Below are 20,640 nucleotides of genomic sequence, written 5' to 3'. Positions count from 1 at the left end.
ACACAAACGCCTGGCTGCCGAGGAGTTCCTCACCCAGCTTGCGGCTGATCCAACTAGGGTCAAGCGGCTTTGCTTTTGGCCTTGGATTCAAGAGGCTTTATGTGTCACCTCGTCGTAGAGTTGGTATAAGAACCCAGCGCAAAACCTGCGGCAGGCCCTCTACCTGCTGCGCCGGCTGCCAGGGGCGGGAACCTGGCTGCTGGACGGGGAGCGGCCCGCGCTGTATGCCGAGGTAGACGCACTGGCGCCCACCCTCGAGGCCCTGCGCGCGCCGCTGTTACCGGGTCTACCGGATGACCTGCCTCCTGCGTTTTGGGACTGGCTGGCCCTCGAGCGCCAAAGGCTGGAGGGGCTGCGCCGCGAGCGGCTCTGGCAGGCCGCCCAGACCGAGCTGGAGCAAGCGCTCGGGTACCTTTACGAGCTCATCCAGCTTGATCCCCTGCACGAGAGCGCGGTACGCGAGGCCATGCGCCTGGAGGCCCAGGCCGGGCGGGTGCAGACGGCCTGGCAGCTTTACGAGAGCCTGCGCCAGACCCTCCAGCAGGAGCTGGGGGTAGAGCCCCTGGCGGCCACCCAGGCCCAGGCGGCCTTGCTCCAGCCCATCGCCCTGAGCCCGCTGGCCCAACGCCTCTGGGAGGCCCGAAGCCTTTACGCCGAGGAGGTTCGCCCCGAGTTCTGGGCTAGGGTGCTGGAAGAGGAGCCCTACGCGGTAGCGCGGGCCTGGGCAGAGCTCGAGGCCACCCCACCCCCACCCCTTTTGCCCCAGCCTTTGCGCCGGCACCTATGCCGCCGGATTGCGCTGGCCCTGGAAGCGCAGGGGGGAGAGCCCAGTACTACGGCCCGCTACTGGCTAGGGGCCTTGGAGCCGGAGCGGGCCTACCCCCAACTGCAAACCGCTGGGCGGCTGGCACTTCAACAGGGAAAGCCGAACGAGGCCCGGCTGGCTTTCTTTAGGGCCCTCTGGACGGCCGATACAGCGCCCTTGCAGCTCGAGGCCCTGCTGGGGCTGGCCCAGGTGGCCGAGCTGCAGGGCGACCTCGACTTGATGGAGGCCCTGGTGCAGAGGCTGGGCGAGCTGGCCCGGCGTCACCAGTGCGACCGCGCCTATTTTGAGCACCACCAGCGCAAAGCCGGGCTCCGGTTGCGGCAGGGCAAGCCCCAGGAGGCCGCCCTGGAGGCCCAGGAAGCCCTGGAGGTGGCCCGGCGGCTGGCCGACGAGGAACGTATTGCCCTGGCCCGGCTCTCTTTGGGCGCCGCCCACCTGGTGGCCGGGGCCCTGGAGGAGGCCAGGCCCCACCTGGAGGCCGCCACAAGCCCCAAGCCCCCAGACCCGGCTGCGGGCCCTGAGCAACCTGGGGGCGCTGTTCGGTTTACGCGGTGAGTACGAGGCTTCCGTAGGCTCTTTGGAAGAAGCCCTGACCCTGGCCCGGCGGGAGGGGCAACTGGCCTTGGCCGGCAGCCTGTTGCAAAATCTGGCCGCCACGACCCTGCGCTTGGGCCACTATGCCAAAGCCACCAAGCGCTTTGCCGAGGCCATCGAGCTTTCGCGTAGTCTGGGCGATGCCCGCACCGAGGCCACCAGCTACCGCAACCTGGGCTACCTGTACTTTTTGCAGGGGCAGTTCGGCCCGGCCTGGAACACCCTGGAGGAAGCCCTCGAGCTGGCCCGGCCCCTGGGCCCCGGTTTGCAGGCGCAGGTCTTGTTGGTGCAGGTGGAGCTACTGGGCTATCTGGCGGTCTACCCGGAGGCCAAAGGCCGGCTGGAAGAGGCTTTGGCGCTGGCCCAGGCGGCCCAGGACGAGCGGCTGGTGTGGGCCTGCCGCTACAACCGGGCTTTGCTGGGTCTTTGGCGCTGCCCGGAGGAAACCGCACCCATCGAGGCTCTGCTGCCCGGCTTGCGCGAAGCCCGCCTGGGCGACCTCGTTGTGGGGGCCGAATTCGACCTGCTGGCGCATGCCCACAAAGAAGAATTACTCGAGCTCCTTCTTGCTCGCTGCCGGCCCCAGACCCCGTTGCAGCACCTGGCCTGGCGGATGGGGGAGCTGCGCCTCTCGCTTTGGCGGGGCAGCCCCGACCCCGCGCCGCTGGCCCAGGCCCTGGCCCAGGAACCCCTGTGCCTGAGCGTGCCCGCCTACCGCTTGCTGGGCGAGGCCCACGCCCACCTGGGGCAACACCCCCAGGCCGCCGCAGCCCTGCGGAGGGCCCAGGAACTCCGGCAAAGCCAGCTAGAGGGGTTGCCTCGGCGGCTGCGCTTGGGCAGCAACGCCTCCGCTTGACGCCCAATTGACGCCCCCCCTTCTACCCTGGCAACCATGCCAGAGGGTCACCAGGAACTGTGCTATGTGCTCCGCATGTGGAGCGATGGCGAGCAGCAATGGCGCTACAGCCTTGAACCCCTGCGGGGCGGAGGCCGGCAAGGCTTTGCCCATATGGAAGACCTGCTGATGGCCCTCGAGCGCGCAAAGGAGGAAGCATGCGCTACCCAGCCGGAATCGCAGCCCTAGCCCTGCTGCTCGCGGCCTGTGGGGGTGGCCCCCCCAGCCGGATTGAGCCCAGGATTGACCCCGATACCCGGGTGCTCAGCCCCCAGAGCCGGGCCTCTTTGTCCAGCTTCACCCTCAATAACGCCCCGACCTGCCTGGACTACACCAACCAAAACCGCCCGCTCTGCCAGGCCACCCTCACCTTTAGCGCCGACAACCCCCAGCTCCAGGCCCTCGAGGTCGGACAGGTGCTGGTGAGCGAGCCCACCCCGGCGGCCCCTTATGGCCTCTTGCAAAAAGTCAAGAGCATTAGCCGCGCGGGCAACATCGTAACCGTCCAGACCGAGGAAGCCGACCTAGGCGAGGCCCTCGAGCAGGGCGAAGCCGAGTTCCAGAAGACCCTCACCCCCTCCGACCTGCAGTCGGCCCGGGCCCTGGCCCAGAGCGTGCGCTTTGCCGGCGGCCTCACCTCCTACAGTGCCCAGAGCGGGGTCAGGCCCATGGCCACCCTGGACTTCAGCTTCGACGAGGTGCTCTACGACCAGGACAACAACCCTTCCACCACCCAAGACCAGGTGCGGGTCTCGGGCAAGGTCTTCTTCGACGTGCAGAATGGTTTTAGCGCCGGGGTGAGCTGGAAAAAGGTCTTTGGGGTGCCCGCCTACCCCAACGGGGTCTACTTCAAGGTGGCCTACGGCATCAAGCAAAGCGCCGAGGTCAAGGTGAGCTCCGGGCTGGGCTACAGCATCAACAAGGAAAAAGAGCTGGCCAGCTTCAACTTTTCGCCCATCACGGTGTTTGTGGGGCCGGTGCCGCTGGTGTTTGTGCCCAGCCTGAAGATGGTGGTGAACGCCTCCGGGCAGGTGAGCGCGGGCCTGAGCTTTGGCGCTACCCAGAGCCTGAACGTTCAGGCTTGCCTGGAGTACAAGGACGGCTTCAACAACTGCAGCAGCTTTGGCGAGAGCTTCAACGCCGGCCTGAGCGGGGCCCAGGTGAGCGCTTTGGCGCGGGGGAGCCTGTTGGGCAAGGCCGAGGTGCTGCTCTATGGCATTGTGGGCCCCTACGCCAAGCTGGGGGGCTACCTGGAGATGGACGCGGTGGTGCCGCGCAACCCCATCTGGCGGCTTTCCGCCGGGGTAGAGGCCTACCTGGGCCTTCATCTGGGCATTGACCTGGGGGTGACCGAGTTCCGCCTGGACTACGACCTGAAGGTTTACGACAAGAACCTGGGCACCATCGCCCAGGCTACCCCTCAGCCGCCCAGCGTGACGCTCTTGCCAGGAGGCATAGGCTTGCCGCAGCTCCTCAAGCCCTATACCCTTTGCGCCACCGCCTACGACCCGCAGGACGGGCCCAAGGCGGTGAGCCTAAGCAGCAGCGTGGAGGGCAGCCTGGGCAGCATTGCCGCCAACACCAACCCGCCTTGCCTGAGCTACACCTTCACCACCGAAGGCCCCCGCACCATCACCGCCAGCGCCAGCAACAGCGCAGGGCTGAGCAGCAGCGCCACCCTGAGCCTGAACGTGCAAGACCCCCGCCCAGCGTCCAGATCCTCAACCCCAAGCCGGGTCAGAGCTTCTATGCCGGGCAGACGGTGCTCCTGCAGGGGAGCTGGCTCGACCCCAGCCTTACCACCCAGAACTGCGCCAATGCGGTCTGGAGGAGCAGTGTGGCCGCTGACACTCTGCCCACCAACGCCTGCGGCAACCCCACCGTAACCCTTAGCAGCAGCACGGCCTCCCGCACCTTGACCCTGGAGGTCAGCAACGCCCGGGGCAAGAAGGGGAGCGCCACGGTGAACATTAGCGTAAGCCCGGCTCCCACCAACTACCCGCCCAACGCCTCCATCACCCAGCCCGCCGGGGTCAACCCCGAGGTCGGCTACACCCAGATTGCCCTTAAGGGCTGGGTGCAGGACAACGAAAACGAGACCCTTACCTACACCTGGAAAATCCAGCGGCTGGACGGCAGCGGCAACCCCATCTCCGGCACGCTGCAGAACGTACCGGGCGGTTCAGGAAACGTCAGTTTTACCAGCGGCGGCACCGACCTGCCCACGGTGACAATCACCAACCTGACCTCGCTCTACCCCGGGGCTACCTGTGGGTTGCGCTTCCGACTTTTCCTCGAGCTCACCGACGGCAACGCCGGCCCCCCGGCCCGCCCCACGGTCGCCACGCAGGACTTCCGGCTGCCGCCCTGCATCAACTAGGAGGAACCGATGCGCTACCGCTTGCTTTCTTTGCTGCTGATTGCGGGCTGTGCGGGTGGAAACCCCACACCCCCACCCCCGCCCGTGGTAGGCGACTTTCAGATTGCCCTTTCGACCGGCACCCTCAACCTCGAGGCCGGTACCACCGGGAGCCTCGAGGTCACGCTGGAAAAAACCGGCGGCTTCGACGCCGAGGTGCAGCTTTCGCTGGTGCGCGTTCCCAGCACCCTGGGCGTCAGCGCTAGCTTTAGCCAAAACCCCATCCAGAGCAGCAGCACCCTAACCCTGAACCCCTCCGGCGAGCTGGCCGCGGGCGAGTACACCCTGCTGGTGCGGGCTACGGCCAGCGTAGGCGGCCAGGTGCTCAAGCGCGAGCGCCCCCTCACCCTGGGGGTTTCGGCCAGCGGCCAGATAACCGTGAGCGGCCAGGCCAGGAACCGCTTCGGGCAGCCGCTGGCGGGTGTGCCGGTCTGCCGGGGCAGCCGGTGTGTGAACACCGACGCCGAGGGCCGCTTTAGCCTGAGCGGGGTTCGGCCCCCCTACGACCTCACCGTGCGGCCCGCCGCTACCCAGGAGCACACCTTTTTGGGCCTGAGCCGGCCCGACCCCCTTTTGTTGCTCTTCACCAGCCTGGGCGGGGCTCCCGCCGAGCAGACCGCCAGCCTGAGCGGCACCCTGCTGCCCCAATCGGGCAGCGGCATCACCTTTCCCAACCCCGCCAACACCGGGGTGCAGGTGGTGTTTGGGGCGCCCCAGGCCAAGCCGACCCAGTTTGTGCCCCCCGGTTACAACCTGCAGGCCCTCTTTCCCGGCCAGGGTCCGGCCTACACCCTGAGCACGGCCTGGAATGGCACCGGCAGCGTGCAGGGCCGGGTGTATGCCCTGCAATGGCGGCATGCAGCCGGTGCGCCCGGCACCCCCGAGGCCTTTCTGGCCTACGGCAGTCGGGTGGTCTCGCTCGACCCTGGGGAGAGCACCAGCCTGACCGTGGGGGTGGCCCCCATCGGCACCGGGGCCTTGAGCGTGAACCTGACCAACCCCGGCGGCCTGACCCTGCGCTCGAGGCAGCTTTACGTGAACCTCGAGGCCCGCTCGCTCTTCCTGATTGCCTCCAACAACGCCGAAAGCCCGCTAAACCTGTCCTGGGCCACCCCGGTAATTCCGGGCAAAACCCTCACCTTCGCCGCCTACGCCGACGCCCCCGATGGCCGCACCCTCAGCTTCCAGCAAAACGGCCTGGGGCCCAGCGGCAGGCCCTTGGCCTGCTCGGGGGCCATGTACTGCGGGGTGCCCAGGGTGTAACCGGTGCGGGTCAGGTGGCGGCTCTCCTGGAGCAGATAGGCCAGCCCGAAGTCCATCACCTTAGGGTTGCCCTCGGTGGTGAGCAGGATGTTGCGCGGGGTGAGGTCGCGGTGAATGACCCCCCGACGATGTAGGTGCTCGAGGGCATCCAGTACCTCCAGAGCTGCCTCTAAAAGCCGCAACCCCTCCGGGCCGTCCTCGAAGGGGCCCAAGCGGTCAAAGCTGCCTCCCTCGACGAGTTCCATCACGAAGTAGGTTTTGCCCTCTTCTTCACCTAGGTCGTAGACCTGCACCACCCCGCGGTGGGATAGCCGGGAGAGAGCCTTGGCTTCTTGGAAGAAGCGGGCCCGCTCGTTGGGGTGGACGTAGGCGTGTAGGATTTTCACCGCTACCGCCCGCCCCACCCGCTCGTCGTAGGCACGCCACACCTCGGCCATGCCGCCTTGGCCAAGCGGGGTTTCCAGGCGATAACGACCGGCCAGCTTCACAAGCCCATTCTATGCCGCTACGTTATTAAGACCGGTGTTAGCCTTCTTTGGGTGCACTGCGGACCCACCCACACCAACCCAATCCGGTGCCCTAACCTGCGGCCTCGAGCGGCAGTTCGCCCAGCTGAAAGCTCCGGGGATAGCGCTCGAGGCGTAGTTTCGCCGAGCGGAGCGAGGGGTGGCGTAGTTTCGCCGAGCGGAGCGAGATGCTACAAGACGTGTTTGCCTAACGGGCAAAGCAGCTTTCGCCGCGAGACGCTACAAGACATGTTTGCCCTACGGGCAAAGCAGCTTTCGCCGCCGATAGGCGGGGTAGCGGGGTGGGGTGGCGTAGTTTCGCCGAGCGAAGTGAGGGGAGGCCAGATAAGGCAGGGGTCTTTGGAGGGTGCCCAGGGTCAGGCGGGAACCGCTTGAACGGCCACCGGCTCGGATGGAATCTTGGTCCCAAACGGGGGCCGAAACCTACGCAACCTGAGCGCGTTGGAGAGCACGAACACCGAAGAGAGGCCCATCGCCGCCCCGGCCAGCACCGGCGAGAGCAGCCAGCCCGTGAAGGGGTAGAGCACACCCGCGGCCACCGGGATCAGCACGATGTTGTAGGCGAAGGCCCAGAAGAGGTTGAGCCGGATGTTCTTGAGGGTGGCCCTCGAGAGCGCGATGGCGCCCGGTACCCCGCGCAGGTCGCCCGAGATCAGAATCACGTCGGCGGTCTCGAGGGCGACGTCGGTCCCGGTGCCGATGGCGATGCCCACGTCAGCCTGGGCCAGGGCCGGGGCGTCGTTGATGCCGTCGCCCACGAAGGCCACTTTGTAGCCCTGGGCTTGAAGTTCTTTTACCGCGTCGGCCTTGCCCGCGGGCAAGACCTCGGCCAGCACCTCGTCGATGCCGAGCTGGCGGGCGATAGCCTGGGCGGTGCGCCGGTGGTCGCCGGTGATCATGGCCACCTTGAGACCTTGGCGGTGCAAGGCGGCGATGGCCTCGGGGGTTCCTTCCTTGATGGGGTCGGCCACGGCCAGGATGGCCGCCAGCTTCCCGTTAACGGCGGCGTAGAGGGGGGTCTTGCCCTCGTCGGCCAGCCGGGCCGCCTCGGCGCCGAAGGCCGACACGTCCAGCCCCAGCCGCGCCATGTAGCGGTCGGCGCCCACCTCCACCCGGTAAATCCCCACCTGCCCACCCACCCCGTAGCCGGGAAGCGCCTCAAAGTCTACGGGCTCGCTCAGCTCTAAGCCCCGCCCCTGCGCGGCCTTGACGATGGCCTGTGCCACGGGGTGCTCCGAACTTTTCTCTAAGGAAGCTACCAAGCGCAGCAGCTCGGCTTCGTCGAAGCCCTCAAGGGCTTGCAAATCGGTGAGCTCCGGCTTGCCCTGGGTGAGGGTGCCGGTCTTGTCGAGGGCGATCACCTGGGCCTCCTGCAGGGTTTGCAGGGCCTCGCCCTTGCGGAAGAGCACCCCCATCTCGGCGGCCTTGCCGGTGCCCACCATCACGCTCACCGGGGTCGCCAGGCCCATCGCGCAAGGGCAGGCGATAATCAGTACCGCCACGGTGTTGACCAGCGCGAAGGTCAGGGCGTTTTCTCCGCCGAAGAGCAGCCACACCCCCGCGGTGAGCAGGGCGATGCCCAGCACGATGGGGGTAAACACCGCCACCACCCGGTCGGCCAGGTTCTGGATGGCGGGCTTAGAGCCCTGGGCCGCCTCGACCAGCTTGATGATCTGGGCCAGCACCGTACCCTCGCCCACGGCGGTAGCCTGGAAGGTAAAGGCCCCGTTTTGGTTGAGGGTTCCCCCGATGACTTTGGCCCCCTCGGATTTGAGCACGGGGATGGGCTCGCCGGTGATCATGGATTCGTCCACGTAGCTCTGGCCCGAGACCACCACCCCATCCACCGGGATCTTCTCACCAGGGCGCACTGCAATCAGGTCGCCGGGCAGGACCTCGTCCACGGGGATTTCCCGCTCGGTGCTTCCCTCTACCACCCGGGCGGTCTTAGCCTGCAGCGAGAGCAGCCGCTGCATGGCCTCGGAGGTGCGGCCTTTGGCGAGGGCCTCGAGGTACTTGCCCAAGAGGATCAGCGTGATCACCACCCCCGCCGCCTCGAAGTAGACGTGGCGGGCCTGCGGGGGGAAGAGGCCGGGGAAGAGCACCACCGCCAGGCTATAGAAGTAGGCCGCGCTGGTGCCGATCATCACCAGGCTGTTCATGTCGGGCGAGCCCGAGCGCAGGGCTTTCCAGCCGTGGCGGTAAAAGCGCAGGCCGGGGCCGAACTGCACCGGGGTCGCCAGGGCCAGCATCACCCAGGAGAGTGCGGCCATGACGCCGTGCCCGAAGGTGCGCATCAGCCATTCCTCGACAGGCGGGAAGAGCATGGGCAGCATGGCGATGAGGAAGAGCGGGAGGGCGAAGGCGGCGGCCAAGAGCACCGCGCGGCGCAGGTTGGCGATCTCCTTGGCGCGGGCTTCGCGCTCGAGGTCGGCGCGGTTCTGGCCCTTCCCCAACTCGAGCACGCCGTACCCGGCGTCGCGGATGGCCCGCTTGAACTGGGCCAGGCCGGTGCTGGCCGGGAGGTAGCGCACCGTGGCCCGCTCGGTGGCGAGGTTAACGCTCGCCTCGAGCACCCCGTCGAGCTTCTTCAAAGCGCGCTCGACCCGCCCCACGCAGGCCGCACAGGTCATGCCCGTGACGCCCAATTCAACCTCGGCCACCACCGGGGTGTAGCCCACCTCCTGGATCTTCTCAATCAGGGCCTGTGGAGTGGTGGTAGCGGGGTCGTAGGCGACCGTAGCGCGTTCGGTTGCCAGGTTGACCGAGGCCGCCTCGACCCCCTCGACCTTCTTCAGCCCGCGCTCCACCCGGTTCACGCAGGCGGCGCAGGTCATGCCCTCGACGCCGATCTGCAACTCTTTGGTCATCCGCTTCACCCCATTCGGTTGTTCGGGTCGTATGTCTTACGTCCTACGCAAGATGCAAATCGTACGGCGTACGACGTGGGGCGCATGGCAACCCCGCGTTTTGCGTCTTGCGTTTAGCCTACGACCTCATTAGCGGTACTTCAGCACTTCCATCAACTCGGCCACCAACTCGTCGGTGTCGCCGCGCTGGGCTGCGCTGGCCACGTGGTGCTCGAGGTGGCTCTTCAAGACCAGGTCACCCACCTTGTCCAAGGCACCCTGCACGGCCTTGATCTGCTTGAGCACGTCCACACAGTAGGGCTCGCCCTCCAGCATCTTGAGGATGCCCTCGAGGTGCCCCTTGGCCGAAAGCAGCCGGTTGCGCGCCTCCTGCCGAACCTTGGGATCAAGGTGCAGGTGTGCTCGGCGATGGGGTTCACATTCCCTCCCTCTGGATCACGGACGGACTGAGGCTGTATAGCCCTCTTCCTGCACCGCGTTGATGAGCCGGTCCACAGGAGCGTTGCCCTCGACGATGGCCCGGCCCTCCTGCAGGAAGACCTCCACCTTCTCCACGCCCGGCACACTCTTAAGGGCCTTCTCGACGCTCATCTTGCAGTGGCCGCAGCTCATGCCTTCGATTTTGAGTTCAATGCTCATCTTTCGCCTCCACCCCCTCCAGGGGAGGGGTACATTTCCAGCTTAGGCTTCGCTGGAGATAAAGTCAACCCCACCCAGGGAGGGGTGGGGTTAGCGCGGCAGGTGGCTTCAAAGGGACTTTAGCCACTCCCGATACTGCTCGATCTCGCGGCGCTGCACGGCGATGACTTGCTGGGCGAACTTCTTGAGCTCAGGCTTGGTGGCCTTCTTCAGGGCCAGCTCGGACATGTCGATGGCGTCTTGGTGATGGGGGATCATCCCCTCTAAAAAAGCCCGGTCTACCGGCATGGCATGCCCCGGCATGGCTTGCATGCTCATTATGGCCGTGTCCATCATGGGCTTCATATCGCTTTTCATCATGTCCATGTACATCCGGGAGGGCGCCACCCCGTACCAAGCTTTGAGCCAGGCCGTAAGCTGGCCAATCTCCTTGTTCTGCACGGCGATGATCTCCTGGGCTGCTTTGCGGATGCGGGCGTCCTTCGAGACCTTGAGCACCGCCTGGGCCATCTCCACCGCGCCCCGGTGGTGGGCAATCATCATCGACATGTAGGCGATGTCGAAATCCTTACCGGTGAGCTTTTCCAGCACGGCCATGCTCTGCATGGCCATGCCCCCGTGTTGCGAGTGGTCGGTCTGGGCCAGGGCCAAGCCGAGCGCGAGTGTAAGTGCCAGGATTGTTCGCATCATCTTCCTGCACGATGGTGGCGAATTTGTGTTAAGCCCGTGTAAAGCGCTGCCGCGACCCCACCCCCAGCAGCAGCGCGTTCACCGTCACGATCACGGTGGAAGCGCTCATCAGCAGCGCTGCCCACTCCGGCCGCAACAGGATACCGTAGCTGTTGTAGAGCGCGCCCGCCGCGACGGGGATGGCCAGCACGTTGTAGATGGCTGCCCAGAAGAGGTTCTGCTTGATCTTGCCGCGTACCTTGCGGGCCAGTTGAATGGCCTTGGCGACATCGGCGGGGTCATTCCTTACCAGCACCACGTCGGCGGTCTCTACGGCCACGTCGGTGCCGGCCCCGATGGCGATGCCTACGTCGGCCTCGGCCAGGGCGGGGGCGTCGTTGACCCCGTCGCCGACCATGGCCACCTTGCGCCCCTGGGCCTGGAGCTCTTTCACCTTAGCCGCCTTGTCCTCGGGTAAGACCTCGGCGATTACCGTGTCTATGCCCAGCCGGCGGGCCACGGCCTCGGCAGTGCGGCGGTTGTCGCCGGTGAGCATCACGGTCTGGATACCCATGCGGTGCAGCGCCTGCACCGCCTTGCGGGCGGACTCGCGGATCACGTCGGCCACCGCGACCACCCCTGCGGGCTGGCCGTCCACCGCCACGTACATGGCGGTCTTGCCCTCGGCGGCCAGCCGGGACACCCGTTCTTCCAATTGGCCCACCTCGACGCCTTCCCGGTCCATGAGCCTCCGGTTGCCGATGAGCACCCTGCGCCCCTTAACCTGGGCCACCACACCGTGCCCGGGGACAGAATCGAAGGCGTCGGGGGGTTGCACGCCCACGCCACGCTCCTCGGCCGCCCGCACGATGGCCTCGGCCAGGGGGTGCTGCGAGGGCTGGTCGGCGGAGGCAGCGAGGGCCAGCAGCTCTTCGGGGGTGAAGGGGGCGATGGGCTCGAGGTCGGTTACCGCGGGCTTGCCCTCGGTGAGGGTGCCGGTCTTGTCGAAGACCACCGTGTCGATGGCGGCGGTGGCCTCGAGCGCGGTCGCGTTCTTGAACAGTACGCCCTCCCGGGCCGCCACCCCCACCCCCACGGTGATCGCGGTCGGCGTCGCCAGGGCCAGCGCGTCGGGGCAGGCGATCACCACCGCCGAGACCGCCACGGTGAGGGCGAAGACCAGCCCCTGTCCTCCCAGGAAGTACCAGAAGAGGAAGGTGAGCACGCCCGAGCCCAGCGCGATGAACACCAGGTACTTCCCGGCCAGGTCGGCCAGGCGCTGGGCCGGGGCTTTGGAAGCCTGAGCGTTTTGCACCATCTGCACGATGCGCGCAAGGGCCGTATCGGCCCCCACGGCGGTGGCCCGGAAGGTGAAGGCCCCGTTTTGGTTGAGGGTTCCCCCGATGACTTTGGCCCCCTCGGATTTGAGCACGGGGATGGGCTCGCCGGTGATCATGGATTCGTCCACGTAGCTCTGGCCCGAGACCACTACCCCATCCACCGGGATCTTCTCACCCGGCTTGACCACCACCTCGTCGCCCACCACCACTTCCTCGAGCGGGATCTCTACTTCTTGCCCCCCGCGTCGGACCCGGGCCGTCGCGGGGGCCAGCTTGAGCAGGGCCTCCACCGCTCGCCCGGTGGCGAAGCGCGAGCGCATCTCGAGCCAGTGCCCCGCCAGGCTGAAGGTGGTAAGCATCGCGGCCGCCTCGTAGAACACCTCGCCCTTGAAGAGGAAAGTGGCCCCCAGCGAGTAGGTGTAGGAGACCAAGATGCCCGTGGCGATCAGGGTCATCATGTTGGCCTCGCCCCGCCGCAGGGCCCGCCAGGCCGCGCTAATGAAGGGCCAGCCGCCCCACCACACCACCGGGGTCGCCAGCAGGAAGCCCCACAGCCCCATCGAGAGGCCGAAGGGCGGCATGTCGGGGAAGCCCAGCGCCCCGCCGATGGGCGAGAAGATCACGACGGGCAGGGTCAGCAGCAGCGACACCACGAAGCGCCGCAGCATGTCGTTCACCATCGCGGCCCCGTGCCCGGCGTGCTCGTCGTGCCCCTCGTGGCCCGCGTGCTCCTGGTGCCGCACGGCGGCGTGGTCGTGGGCTGGGGCCGGGGCCGGACGGGCGGCGTGGCCGTGGTGGGCGTGGTCGTGGCCCTCCGAGCCCACGCTGGGGTGCCCGGGCTGGGCCTCGGAGGGGGCGCAGTCGGCGCAGTCGCAGGCGTAGCCCCTTTGCTCGATCTCGGCCTCGAGCCGCTGGGCGCTCGTCACCGCGGGGTCGTAGGCGAGGTGGGCGACGCCCCGGGTGCGGTCGAGGTGGACCTGCTGAACGCCTTCCAGCCGGGCGAACTGCCGCTCGAGGTCGGCGTACTCCGAGCCGTCGTGGCAATTCCTGAGGGCAACCTCGAGGACCGCCGTGGTTTGATGCGCCCTATGTTCCATCGTTACCCTCCGGGTGGCAGCCAGTTTAGGCGCCGTATATCCCTCCCCAGGTGGGGGGGGAATGTGAAATCAGGATAGTTTGAACCATGCAAAAGGTCAATCCCCTCCGAAGTTTCCCGCGAATAAAGAGGCAGGGACGTTAGTCAGGGCTTCAAGGCTTCAGGCATCGCGGTGAGTAGCTTTTCCTTGCGCCCATAAGAAGACCGCAGAAAGACCAGCGTGGCATTAGTCCATTCCTGCACGGCAGCGAGCTCCGTGTCGTCGGGCCGCTTGCGATGGGGGTAGGCCCCGTACTCCACGTACATGCTGAAGCGCTCGGCCACGGCCACCCCTCACTTCGCTCGGCGAAACCACGCCTCGAGCGCCAGCACCTTGTCCAGATCGAAGCGGACGGCGAAAGGCAGGAGGAAGGTGGGCTTGCCGCAACTGCCGCCCAGCCCCACCATCGGGAAACCGGCGAGGCTGGGGGTCTGGTACATGCGCGCGCAGCGCTCGAGGAAGGCCGCGCGGTCGCGCACTTTGTCTTTGCCAGCTTTGAGGCTGGCAACGTACTAACCCAGCGAAAGTTCGGTGAATTCCATGGCTTATCCTCGGAGGACAATCCTAACTTCTCCCCTTCGATCAAACAAAGCCCGGATCGGTATGCACCGTTGCTACTCTCCCAGGAAAATCCCGTGCCAGGTGTGCACCCAGACCTCACCAGTGTAGGCGCTCACCGAGAGCATCCCCTCGACCGCTTTGCGGCCAAAATCAAAGGTGTAATAACCGCTGAAAGCCTGACCCTCCATGACTGTGGCTCCCGGCAAGTAGCCCTTGAGAAATTGCCTGGCCAGTTTTTGCGCGGCAGCCTTGTCGTAGCGCGTGGCTGTAGGCTGGCCCTGCATCATGCCATAGCCCATACCCAAGCGGGTGTTCCACATCATGTTGGGGCCGGGCTCGAGATAGACGTTGCCGGTATAGCGGTCGGCCAGGATCTCTACCAGGCCGTTGCCCTTGGCATCGACTACCTGGGCGTAGTAGTTCTCGCTGAAGCTCATGAAATCCTTAAGCTTGGCCTCGGAGCTAAAGCGTTGAGCGAAGGACTCGAGCCGAGCCCTGGCTTCGGCTGGGGGGATGGGCTGAGCCTGGGCGGGATGAAAGCTCATCATGCCCATACCTCCGCCCATCATCCCACCCATCATTCCCGGGCCGTACCCATAGCCCTGCATCATGCCCGGATTGCCCCACATGCCCTGGGTAAGGGCTAACCCCAGCACGGCCAGGCCTACGATCGCTAGCCAGAACTGTCCGCGTTTCACAACGCACCTCCTCTTACTCGTTCAGGTCGCGCTTCATGCGCTCGAAAGTATCCTTGTCGATCTCGCCTTTGGCATAACGTTCCCGCAGAATCTCCAGGGCGCGGTCCCGCCCCTCCCTCGATGGACGGGAGAGGGCCCGCACCAGCAGGTAGATCAGCAGCACTAGGACGGCTAATTGGGCCAGCAGGCCCAGCCAACCCCAGCCGCCCATCATGCCGTAGCCGTAAGAACACCAAGGACACCAACCCATCACAGTCCCCTCCTTCTAACCCCGAACTTCGAGCACCCCCATCATCCCCCGGTCCTCTGCCAGCAGGACAATCCACAGCGCCAGCCGAACTTTGCGCATCTGCCTCGGCTTACTCCGGCTCGACTCTAGGGGGCCTCCTCTAGAGTTTGCAGAGCACGGCTCAAACGGACACGGGCCTCTTGGGCCAAGGGCTCGAGCTGTCGCCGGGTGGCTTCTTCAGTTAAGCTAAACATTGCCTCGGGGTCGAGGATGCTGACCTCAACCTCCCCCTCGAGCTGGCGTAGCACCACGTTGCAGGGCAGCAACAGCCCGATGTCACGGTCTGTATCTAGGGCCTGCCGGGCCAGGTTGGGGTTGCAGGCTCCCAGGATCAGGTACGGCTCGTACTCCAGGCCCAGCTTCTCCTTCAGGGTCTTTTGTACGTCAATCTCACTCAGAATGCCAAAGCCCTGGGCTTTCAGCGCTTCCACAGCTCGGGTCCTGACCTCGATCAAGTCACCCGACAAAATGGTTTTCATCGCGTAGTTCGACACATTTACCTCCTCATCCCTTCACCTGCAAGATCCCCATCATTCCCCGGTCTTCGTGCTCGACGATATGGCAGTGGTAGACAGTGACCCCGCTGAAGTCGCGCAGGGGCACCGCGATCCGCACAACCTCGTTTTTGCGCAGGTTTACGGTATCCTTCCAGGCCCGGTAGGGCGCTGGCTTGCCGCCCCGCGAGAGCACCTGGAAGGGGTAGGTGTGCAGGTGGAAGGGGTGATCCATGTCGGTTTTGTTAACCAGCTCCCAGACCTCGAGGCTTCCCAATTGGGCCCGCACATCTACCCGGGCCGGGTCGAACATTTGGCCGTTGATAAAGAATTCAGCTTGCATCATTCGCTCGCCTAGCTCGAAGCGGCGGGTAGCGGTAGCCCTGGCGGGCTCGAGCCGTTCGACGGGGGCCAGCGAGGCGGGCAGAGGCAGGGGCTTGGGGCTGGCCGGGGCCACGATGGTGAGCAGGGTCTCGAGGCGGGTGGCTCCCATGCCCATCATGGAGCCCATCATCCCCGTGTCGCCCATGCCCCCCCTGCTGCCGTGGTCCATCATCCCGTGGTCCATCATCCCCATCCCCTGGTCGCCCATCATGCCGCCGTGCATCATCATCGCGCCGCGGTCGTAGGGGAGAGCCTGCAGCCGGTAGTTGCCAGGCCGGCTCAGGCGCACGAGCACCTCGGCCCGTTCGCCGGGGGCCAGCAGGAGTTCGGGGAGCTCGACAGGCTTCTCGAGGAAGCCGCCGTCGGTGGCGATGAGGTAGAGGGGATGGTTTTCCAGCGCCAGCCGGTAGTAGCGGGCGTTGCTGGCGTTCAAGAGCCGCAGGCGCAGGGTGGCCTTCTGAGCACGCAGGGTCGGGCGCACGGCGGCGTTGACGGTGAGCAGGTTGCCCTCCCGGCCGTTCATCCAGTCCATGTGGGTCCAGGCCGGGATCCGGTTGCCGGAGAACAGCCAGTCTTTGAGCACCAGGAGGTGTTCCTCGGCCCCCTTCAACTCGGGCAGGGCATCGAGCGGCCCTTCCACCACCAGCAGGCCCGCCAGCCCCGCGTAGAGCTGTGGGGCCACCCGGCCGTGGACGTGGGGGTGGTACCAGTAAGTCCCCGCTGAGCCCTTAGGGACGGTGAACTCGTACAGGCGGCTCTCGCCGGGCTGGACCAGGGCCAGCGGGTCGTCCACGCTCGGGGGCACGTGCAAGCCGTGCAGGTGCAGGTTGGTGGCCTCGGGGAGGTTGTTGGTGAAGTTGAGCCGCACCGTCTCGCCCTCGCGCAGGCGCAGGGTAGGGCCGGGGAAGCCACCGTAGGTCATCAGCCGGGCGGGCTTGCCGCTCAGGGTCAGGTTGCTCTGCCGGGCGGTGATCTGGGCCTCCACCACGCCATCGGCCCGGAGCACCTCGAGCGTGCGGGGCTGGGGAAAGGGGCTTTGAGCAAAGGCGGGGAGCCTCGAGAGCCCGTAGCTGCTCGCCAGGCCCAGGGCTCCGTACTTCAACAGTTCGCGTCGGTTCATAACGCCTCCTGCTTTAGCCTGCGCGTGGAGTGTTAAGCCTGTGCAAAGGGCAACCCCCGGCCGTGGCCGGGGGCTCGAGGGGGCGGGCATCAGGCGGCCTGGGCCATGCGGCGGCACTCCTGGGCGCAGCGGCGGCAGGCGTCGGCACAGGCCCTCATCGCGCCGTCGGGGTCATCGATGGCCTCGCAGCTCTGGGCGCACGCCTCGCAGACCTCGGCACAGGCCCGGCAGACCTGGGCGTGGAGCCGCGAGCCCCGCAGCATGAAGTCCTTGGCCGTCTCGCAAATCTGTACACAGTCCATCATAATGGTCATGTGGGCGGGCTCGACGTGCTGGCCGCCGTGCTGCAGGCAGTGTTGAACGGTGGTGAGGCATACGTCGTGGCACTCCCCGCAGGCCTCGATGCAAGCCTGCATGGCGGGGCTCATGCCGGTGGTGCCGTGGGTGTGGTGCTGGCTGCTGTGCTGCATGGCTGGACCTCCTGAAATTCGGCCTTTCGGCCCTGATCCGGCTGGCAATTCCGGACGACGAGAGGCAGAGTTAAAGCTCGAGCCGGCGGGTCGAAGGAGGTTCAACTTTAGCCCCCCCGCCTGAAGTTGCCTTGAGTGCCGGCTGAAACTACCGGGTTTACAAAGGCTTAACACCAAGGCATTAGCCTCTGTCGGAGAGGAAGCTTATGACCCATCAACCCGACCGAAGACGAGCGCTGAAGATGCTCGGCGGCCTCGCCCTGGGCCTGGCCGGCGGAGCCCTGGCGCAGCAGGGGAGTGCCCTGAAGGGCCTCGAGGCCACCCTCTACAAGTCGCCCACCTGCGGCTGCTGCGGGGAGTACGTGAAGTTCCTCCAGGCGCAGGGCGCCCTGGTGAAGGTGGTGCTGCAGGACGACCTCAGCCCCCTCAAGCGCCGCTACGGGATCCCGCCCGAGGCCCAGAGCTGCCACACCATGCGCCTCGCGGGCTACACGGTGGAGGGGCACGTCCCGCTGGTCGCCCTCCAGAAGCTGCTGCGCGAGCGACCCAGGATCGACGGGATCGCCCTGCCGGGCATGCCCTCGGGCACGCCGGGGATGCCCGGCCCCAAGACCCAGCCCTACCGGGTGCTGGCCCTCGTCAAAGGGCGGCTCGAGCCCTTCGTGACGCTTTAGGGCGCCCCTTCCCACCGGATCAGGCGCAGCGCGAGGAAGAGCGCGACAGGGCTCAGGACCGGGCTGGCGGCAGCGTGAACCAGAAGGTGCTGCCGCGCCCGACCTCGCTCTCGAGGCCCATCGTTCCCCCCATAGCCTCGACCAGGCCCTTGGCGATGGTCAGGCCTACCCCGCTTCCGCCGTCCTGCCGGCTGCGGGCCGAGTCCACGCGGTAGAAGCGCTCGAAGACCCGCGCCTGGTGCTCGGGGGGTATGCCAGGGCCGGTGTCGCGCACGCTGAAGCGCACCCCGCCCCGCGCCGGCTCGGCCTTCAGCCCCACCTCCCCGCCGGGCGGGGTGTGGCGCAGGGCGTTGGCGAGCAGGTTGGAGAGCACCTGCTGCAGGCGCTCGGGATCGCCCCACACCGCCGGCAGCGGCCCACAGGGCTCGAGCCGCAGGGCCACCCCCTGTTCCGCGAACACCAGCTCGAAGCGTTCGGCCGCCCGCCTCAGGGCCGCGGCGGGGTCGAGCGCCTGCGGGCGAATCTCCACCGCTCTCGCCTCGACCCTCGAGACCAGCGACAAATCCTCGACCAGGCGACGCATGGCCCGCACCTCGTGGCTGATGCGCCCGGCGGCCTGCTCGGGCGGTAGCACCCCGTCGGCCAGGGCCTCGGCGTAGCCCTGCAGCCCGGCCAGGGGCGTGCGCAGCTCGTGGGCGACGGAGCCGATGAGCTCGACGCGGCTCTGCTCGACCCTCTCCAGCGCCTCGGCCATGCGGTTGAAGTCCTGGGCGAGAGAGGCCAGCTCGTCGCGGCCGTGCACCGGCAGGCGGTCGTGGTAGTGCCCCTGCGCGATGCTACGGCTGCCATGGGCCAGCAGCCGCACCCCCTGGCTGACCCGCCTCGAGACCACCCAGGCCGTGCCCGCCGCCAGCAGCCCGGCCAGCGGCAGCGAGGCCAGCCAGGCGGCGGTGAGGGTCGAGCGCAGGCCGCGCTCGAGGTCGGCGTGCAGCTCGTGGCCCTGCGGCCCGATGGCCGCCACCATCTGCTCGATGTGGCTCTGGTAAAAGCGCGGGGCCAGCCACTCCGCGAAGCCCAGCAAGGCCACCAGCGCCACCAGCGCCGCCAGCAGGTGGGTCAGGAACAGCCGCGTGAACATTATTCCTCCCGGAAGCGGTAGCCCACCCCGCGCACCGTCTCGATGTAGCGGGGGTTGTCGCTGTCCTCGCCCAGCTTCCGGCGCAGGCCCGCGATGTGCACGTCCACCACGCGATCTACGCCGGGGAAGTCCCCGCCCCACACCCGCTCGAGCAGCCGCGCCCGGCTCCACACCAGCCCGGGGTGCTGGGCCAGGGTGAGCAGCAGGTCGAACTCCAGCCGCGACAGCGGTAGGGGAGCCCCGTTCAGCAGGGCTACGCGCTCGGCGGGCTTGAGGGTGAGGGCCCCGAAGGCGAGTTCGTCGCGCAGCCCCCGGCGTCGCAACAGCGCCCGCACCCGTGCCACTACCTCGCGCGGGCTGAAAGGCTTGGTCACGTAGTCGTCGGCGCCGAGATCGAGGCCCTCGATGCGCTCCTCCTCCTCGCCCTTGGCGGTGAGCATCAGGACGGGGAGGTCGGGGTAGTCCCGCCGCGCCTCCCGGGCCACCTCGAGCCCGCCCACCTTCGGCAGCATCAGGTCCAGGATCAGCAGGTCGGCCGCGCCCAGCCGGGCCAGCGCCTCGGCCCCGTCGCGCGCCTCCACCACCTCGTGCCCCTCCTGGCGCAGGTAGGCCCCCAGCACCTCGTGGATGGAAGGGTCGTCATCGACCAGCAGCACTCGAGCCATACTCACCCCCAGTTTACGCATGCCGTGCGGCCGGTGACCAAGAGCTAGTGACGTGTGGGAGTATCCCCCCTAGCCCCCCTTGCTAAGGGGGGTGGAGAAGTAGCGTCTTGCGGCTTGCGTATTGCGTACGACGTACGACCCGCGCTCAGCTATCAGCTATCAGCTATCAGCGTCGAACATTCAGCGTCTAGCGCACCGGGTTCTCCGGCCCCCGGCCCCGGTAGGCGTCGATGAAGGCGGCAGCCGCGGCGGCGTCCCAGCGCTCCAGCCGCAGCAGCTTGGTCCAGGCGGTGAGCTCGACGGTCTGGCCCAGACCCGCCTTGGGCACCACCACCAGCCCGTCCCACTGGCCCCGGTAGCGGCCGGCCCAGACCCGCAGGGTCTTGAGCACTTCCTCCCCGGGCTGGTCGTAGTAGATCACGACGTTGCCGTGCTCGAGCGCGTGCACCAGCTTTTCCCGGGGCTCGCCGCGGGTGTAGAAGCCCGGCTCACTCCAGTTGTACCAGTGCGTCCCCGAGGTGGGCGGGTCGGTGGCGTAGCTCAGCGAGGCGCCGATGTTGGCGTGGCTGCGCCCGTAGTCCGGGTGGTTCTGCACCTGCGTGAGGGCCGGCTTGCCCTCCTCGATGAGGCTCTCGAGGCTGGGCACCCCCTGCTGGCCCTGCCAGCGCAGGAAGCCCCAGACCGCCACCGCCAGCACGAGAACGCCGCCGATGACCCAGGGCCAGGGGCTGGGCTTGGGCTTGGACGAATACTTCAAGGCCTGTTTCCGTGCGCTCTTTCCCATAGACCCTACCAAGCTACCGCATTCGGGGTGAGGGCAATTGGGATTTCAGGTTGACTTCCAGACTTGACCGTTATTCAGGGTTGAGGCTAGATAGAGGCATGAACTTACGCGAAGCCTTAGCCTCATTGGACGATCCACGCTACCAGAACCGGCGCTATCCGCTGTGGGGGGTGGTGGCATTGGTG

General features: G+C 66.9%; 22 protein-coding genes and 1 pseudogene. 7 read left to right on the top strand and 16 right to left on the bottom strand.

Translation table 11 applies throughout. The annotated features are described in order from the left end of the window. Window positions 1–145 precede the first annotated feature (145 nt). The 6 genes from Mlute_RS15850 to Mlute_RS08830 are packed head-to-tail and all read left to right on the top strand — an operon-like array spanning window position 146 to window position 5,997. The gene (locus Mlute_RS15850) at window positions 146–1,381 is read left to right on the top strand and encodes a BTAD domain-containing putative transcriptional regulator (RefSeq protein ID WP_081698384.1); all 1,236 of its coding nucleotides are present in this window, start codon (window positions 146–148) and stop codon (window positions 1,379–1,381) included. Further along, entirely contained in the window at window positions 1,335–2,276 is a 942-nt protein-coding gene (locus tag Mlute_RS08845) for a tetratricopeptide repeat protein (protein WP_241768784.1), read from the top strand. The genes Mlute_RS15850 and Mlute_RS08845 overlap by 47 nt, the downstream gene beginning before the upstream one ends. Window positions 2,277–2,312: 36 nt before the next feature. After that, entirely contained in the window at window positions 2,313–2,504 is a 192-nt protein-coding gene (locus tag Mlute_RS08840; RefSeq protein WP_043983460.1) for a hypothetical protein, read from the top strand. After that, window positions 2,474–4,201: a hypothetical protein gene (locus Mlute_RS08835; protein ID WP_027887969.1), complete on the top strand. Its 1,728-nt coding sequence runs from the start codon at window positions 2,474–2,476 to the stop codon at window positions 4,199–4,201. The genes Mlute_RS08840 and Mlute_RS08835 overlap by 31 nt, the downstream gene beginning before the upstream one ends. Further along, on the top strand, window positions 4,153–4,695 hold the full coding sequence (locus Mlute_RS16080) for a hypothetical protein (protein ID WP_027887970.1): 543 nt from the start codon (window positions 4,153–4,155) through the stop codon (window positions 4,693–4,695). Before Mlute_RS08835 ends, Mlute_RS16080 begins: the two co-directional genes overlap by 49 nt. 9 nt (window positions 4,696–4,704) lie before the next feature. Then, complete coding sequence (locus tag Mlute_RS08830; RefSeq protein WP_119360334.1) at window positions 4,705–5,997, top strand: peptidase associated/transthyretin-like domain-containing protein; 1,293 nt, start codon at window positions 4,705–4,707, stop codon at window positions 5,995–5,997. Here the strand turns inward: Mlute_RS08830 and Mlute_RS08825 are convergent. From Mlute_RS08825 to Mlute_RS08770, 13 genes and pseudogenes are all read right to left on the bottom strand, one after another. Further along, window positions 5,931–6,485, bottom strand: a pseudogene (locus Mlute_RS08825) (serine/threonine-protein kinase); the annotation flags it as partial. The gene Mlute_RS08830 and the pseudogene Mlute_RS08825 sit on opposite strands and share 67 nt — an antisense overlap. A 395-nt stretch (window positions 6,486–6,880) precedes the next feature. Continuing rightward, window positions 6,881–9,394: a heavy metal translocating P-type ATPase gene (locus Mlute_RS08820; protein WP_082039137.1), complete on the bottom strand. Its 2,514-nt coding sequence runs from the start codon at window positions 9,392–9,394 to the stop codon at window positions 6,881–6,883. Window positions 9,395–9,523: 129 nt separating this feature from the next. Continuing rightward, window positions 9,524–9,790 carry a metal-sensitive transcriptional regulator gene (locus tag Mlute_RS08815; protein ID WP_119360333.1) on the bottom strand — a complete coding sequence of 89 codons (267 nt, stop codon included), beginning with the start codon at window positions 9,788–9,790 and terminating at the stop codon, window positions 9,524–9,526. Window positions 9,791–9,829: 39 nt separating this feature from the next. Next, window positions 9,830–10,033, bottom strand: a complete 204-nt coding sequence (locus Mlute_RS08810) for a CopZ family metallochaperone (protein ID WP_013156683.1) — start codon at window positions 10,031–10,033, stop codon at window positions 9,830–9,832. A gap of 108 nt (window positions 10,034–10,141) precedes the next feature. Beyond that, window positions 10,142–10,723: a DUF305 domain-containing protein gene (locus tag Mlute_RS08805; RefSeq protein WP_223299795.1), complete on the bottom strand. Its 582-nt coding sequence runs from the start codon at window positions 10,721–10,723 to the stop codon at window positions 10,142–10,144. Window positions 10,724–10,751: 28 nt separating this feature from the next. Next, complete coding sequence (locus Mlute_RS08800; protein WP_027887974.1) at window positions 10,752–13,139, bottom strand: copper-translocating P-type ATPase; 2,388 nt, start codon at window positions 13,137–13,139, stop codon at window positions 10,752–10,754. A 143-nt stretch (window positions 13,140–13,282) separates the two neighbouring features. Continuing rightward, window positions 13,283–13,468, bottom strand: a complete 186-nt coding sequence (locus Mlute_RS16075; RefSeq protein ID WP_027887975.1) for a hypothetical protein — start codon at window positions 13,466–13,468, stop codon at window positions 13,283–13,285. Between the two features lie 3 nt (window positions 13,469–13,471). Beyond that, the gene (locus tag Mlute_RS16070) at window positions 13,472–13,657 is read right to left on the bottom strand and encodes a hypothetical protein (RefSeq protein ID WP_013156687.1); all 186 of its coding nucleotides are present in this window, start codon (window positions 13,655–13,657) and stop codon (window positions 13,472–13,474) included. Between the two features lie 135 nt (window positions 13,658–13,792). Continuing rightward, complete coding sequence (locus Mlute_RS08790; RefSeq protein WP_013156688.1) at window positions 13,793–14,437, bottom strand: hypothetical protein; 645 nt, start codon at window positions 14,435–14,437, stop codon at window positions 13,793–13,795. Window positions 14,438–14,450: 13 nt separating this feature from the next. Further along, window positions 14,451–14,687, bottom strand: coding sequence for an SHOCT domain-containing protein (locus tag Mlute_RS08785; RefSeq protein WP_013156689.1), 237 nt, complete (start codon window positions 14,685–14,687; stop codon window positions 14,451–14,453). Window positions 14,688–14,812: 125 nt separating this feature from the next. Next, window positions 14,813–15,205 (bottom strand): DUF302 domain-containing protein, encoded by a 393-nt coding sequence (locus tag Mlute_RS08780; RefSeq protein WP_027887977.1) that lies wholly within the window; start codon window positions 15,203–15,205, stop codon window positions 14,813–14,815. A 25-nt stretch (window positions 15,206–15,230) separates the two neighbouring features. Beyond that, complete coding sequence (locus Mlute_RS08775) at window positions 15,231–16,724, bottom strand: multicopper oxidase family protein (RefSeq protein WP_119360332.1); 1,494 nt, start codon at window positions 16,722–16,724, stop codon at window positions 15,231–15,233. 89 nt (window positions 16,725–16,813) lie between these two features. Next, window positions 16,814–17,140, bottom strand: coding sequence for a four-helix bundle copper-binding protein (locus Mlute_RS08770; RefSeq protein ID WP_220452067.1), 327 nt, complete (start codon window positions 17,138–17,140; stop codon window positions 16,814–16,816). A 260-nt stretch (window positions 17,141–17,400) separates the two neighbouring features. Between Mlute_RS08770 and Mlute_RS08765 the strand changes: the two genes are divergently transcribed. Then, on the top strand, window positions 17,401–17,868 hold the full coding sequence (locus Mlute_RS08765) for a DUF411 domain-containing protein (RefSeq protein WP_052488389.1): 468 nt from the start codon (window positions 17,401–17,403) through the stop codon (window positions 17,866–17,868). 52 nt (window positions 17,869–17,920) lie between these two features. Here the strand turns inward: Mlute_RS08765 and Mlute_RS08760 are convergent, their stop codons facing one another. The 3 genes from Mlute_RS08760 to Mlute_RS08750 form a co-directional block, all read right to left on the bottom strand. Further along, window positions 17,921–19,006, bottom strand: a complete 1,086-nt coding sequence (locus tag Mlute_RS08760) for a sensor histidine kinase (RefSeq protein ID WP_027887980.1) — start codon at window positions 19,004–19,006, stop codon at window positions 17,921–17,923. Then, entirely contained in the window at window positions 19,006–19,671 is a 666-nt protein-coding gene (locus Mlute_RS08755; RefSeq protein WP_027887981.1) for a response regulator transcription factor, read from the bottom strand. Before Mlute_RS08755 ends, Mlute_RS08760 begins: the two co-directional genes overlap by 1 nt. Before the next feature lie 187 nt (window positions 19,672–19,858). Further along, on the bottom strand, window positions 19,859–20,455 hold the full coding sequence (locus tag Mlute_RS08750; RefSeq protein WP_027887982.1) for a DUF3105 domain-containing protein: 597 nt from the start codon (window positions 20,453–20,455) through the stop codon (window positions 19,859–19,861). Between the last annotated feature and the right edge of the window lie 185 nt (window positions 20,456–20,640).

This window comes from Meiothermus luteus (assembly GCF_003574085.1).
In the GTDB taxonomy this organism is placed as follows: Bacteria; Deinococcota; Deinococci; order Deinococcales; family Thermaceae; genus Meiothermus; species Meiothermus luteus.
The sequence above is the reverse complement of the archived record's forward strand: the minus strand, read 5'-3'. Positions and strand labels throughout refer to the sequence as shown.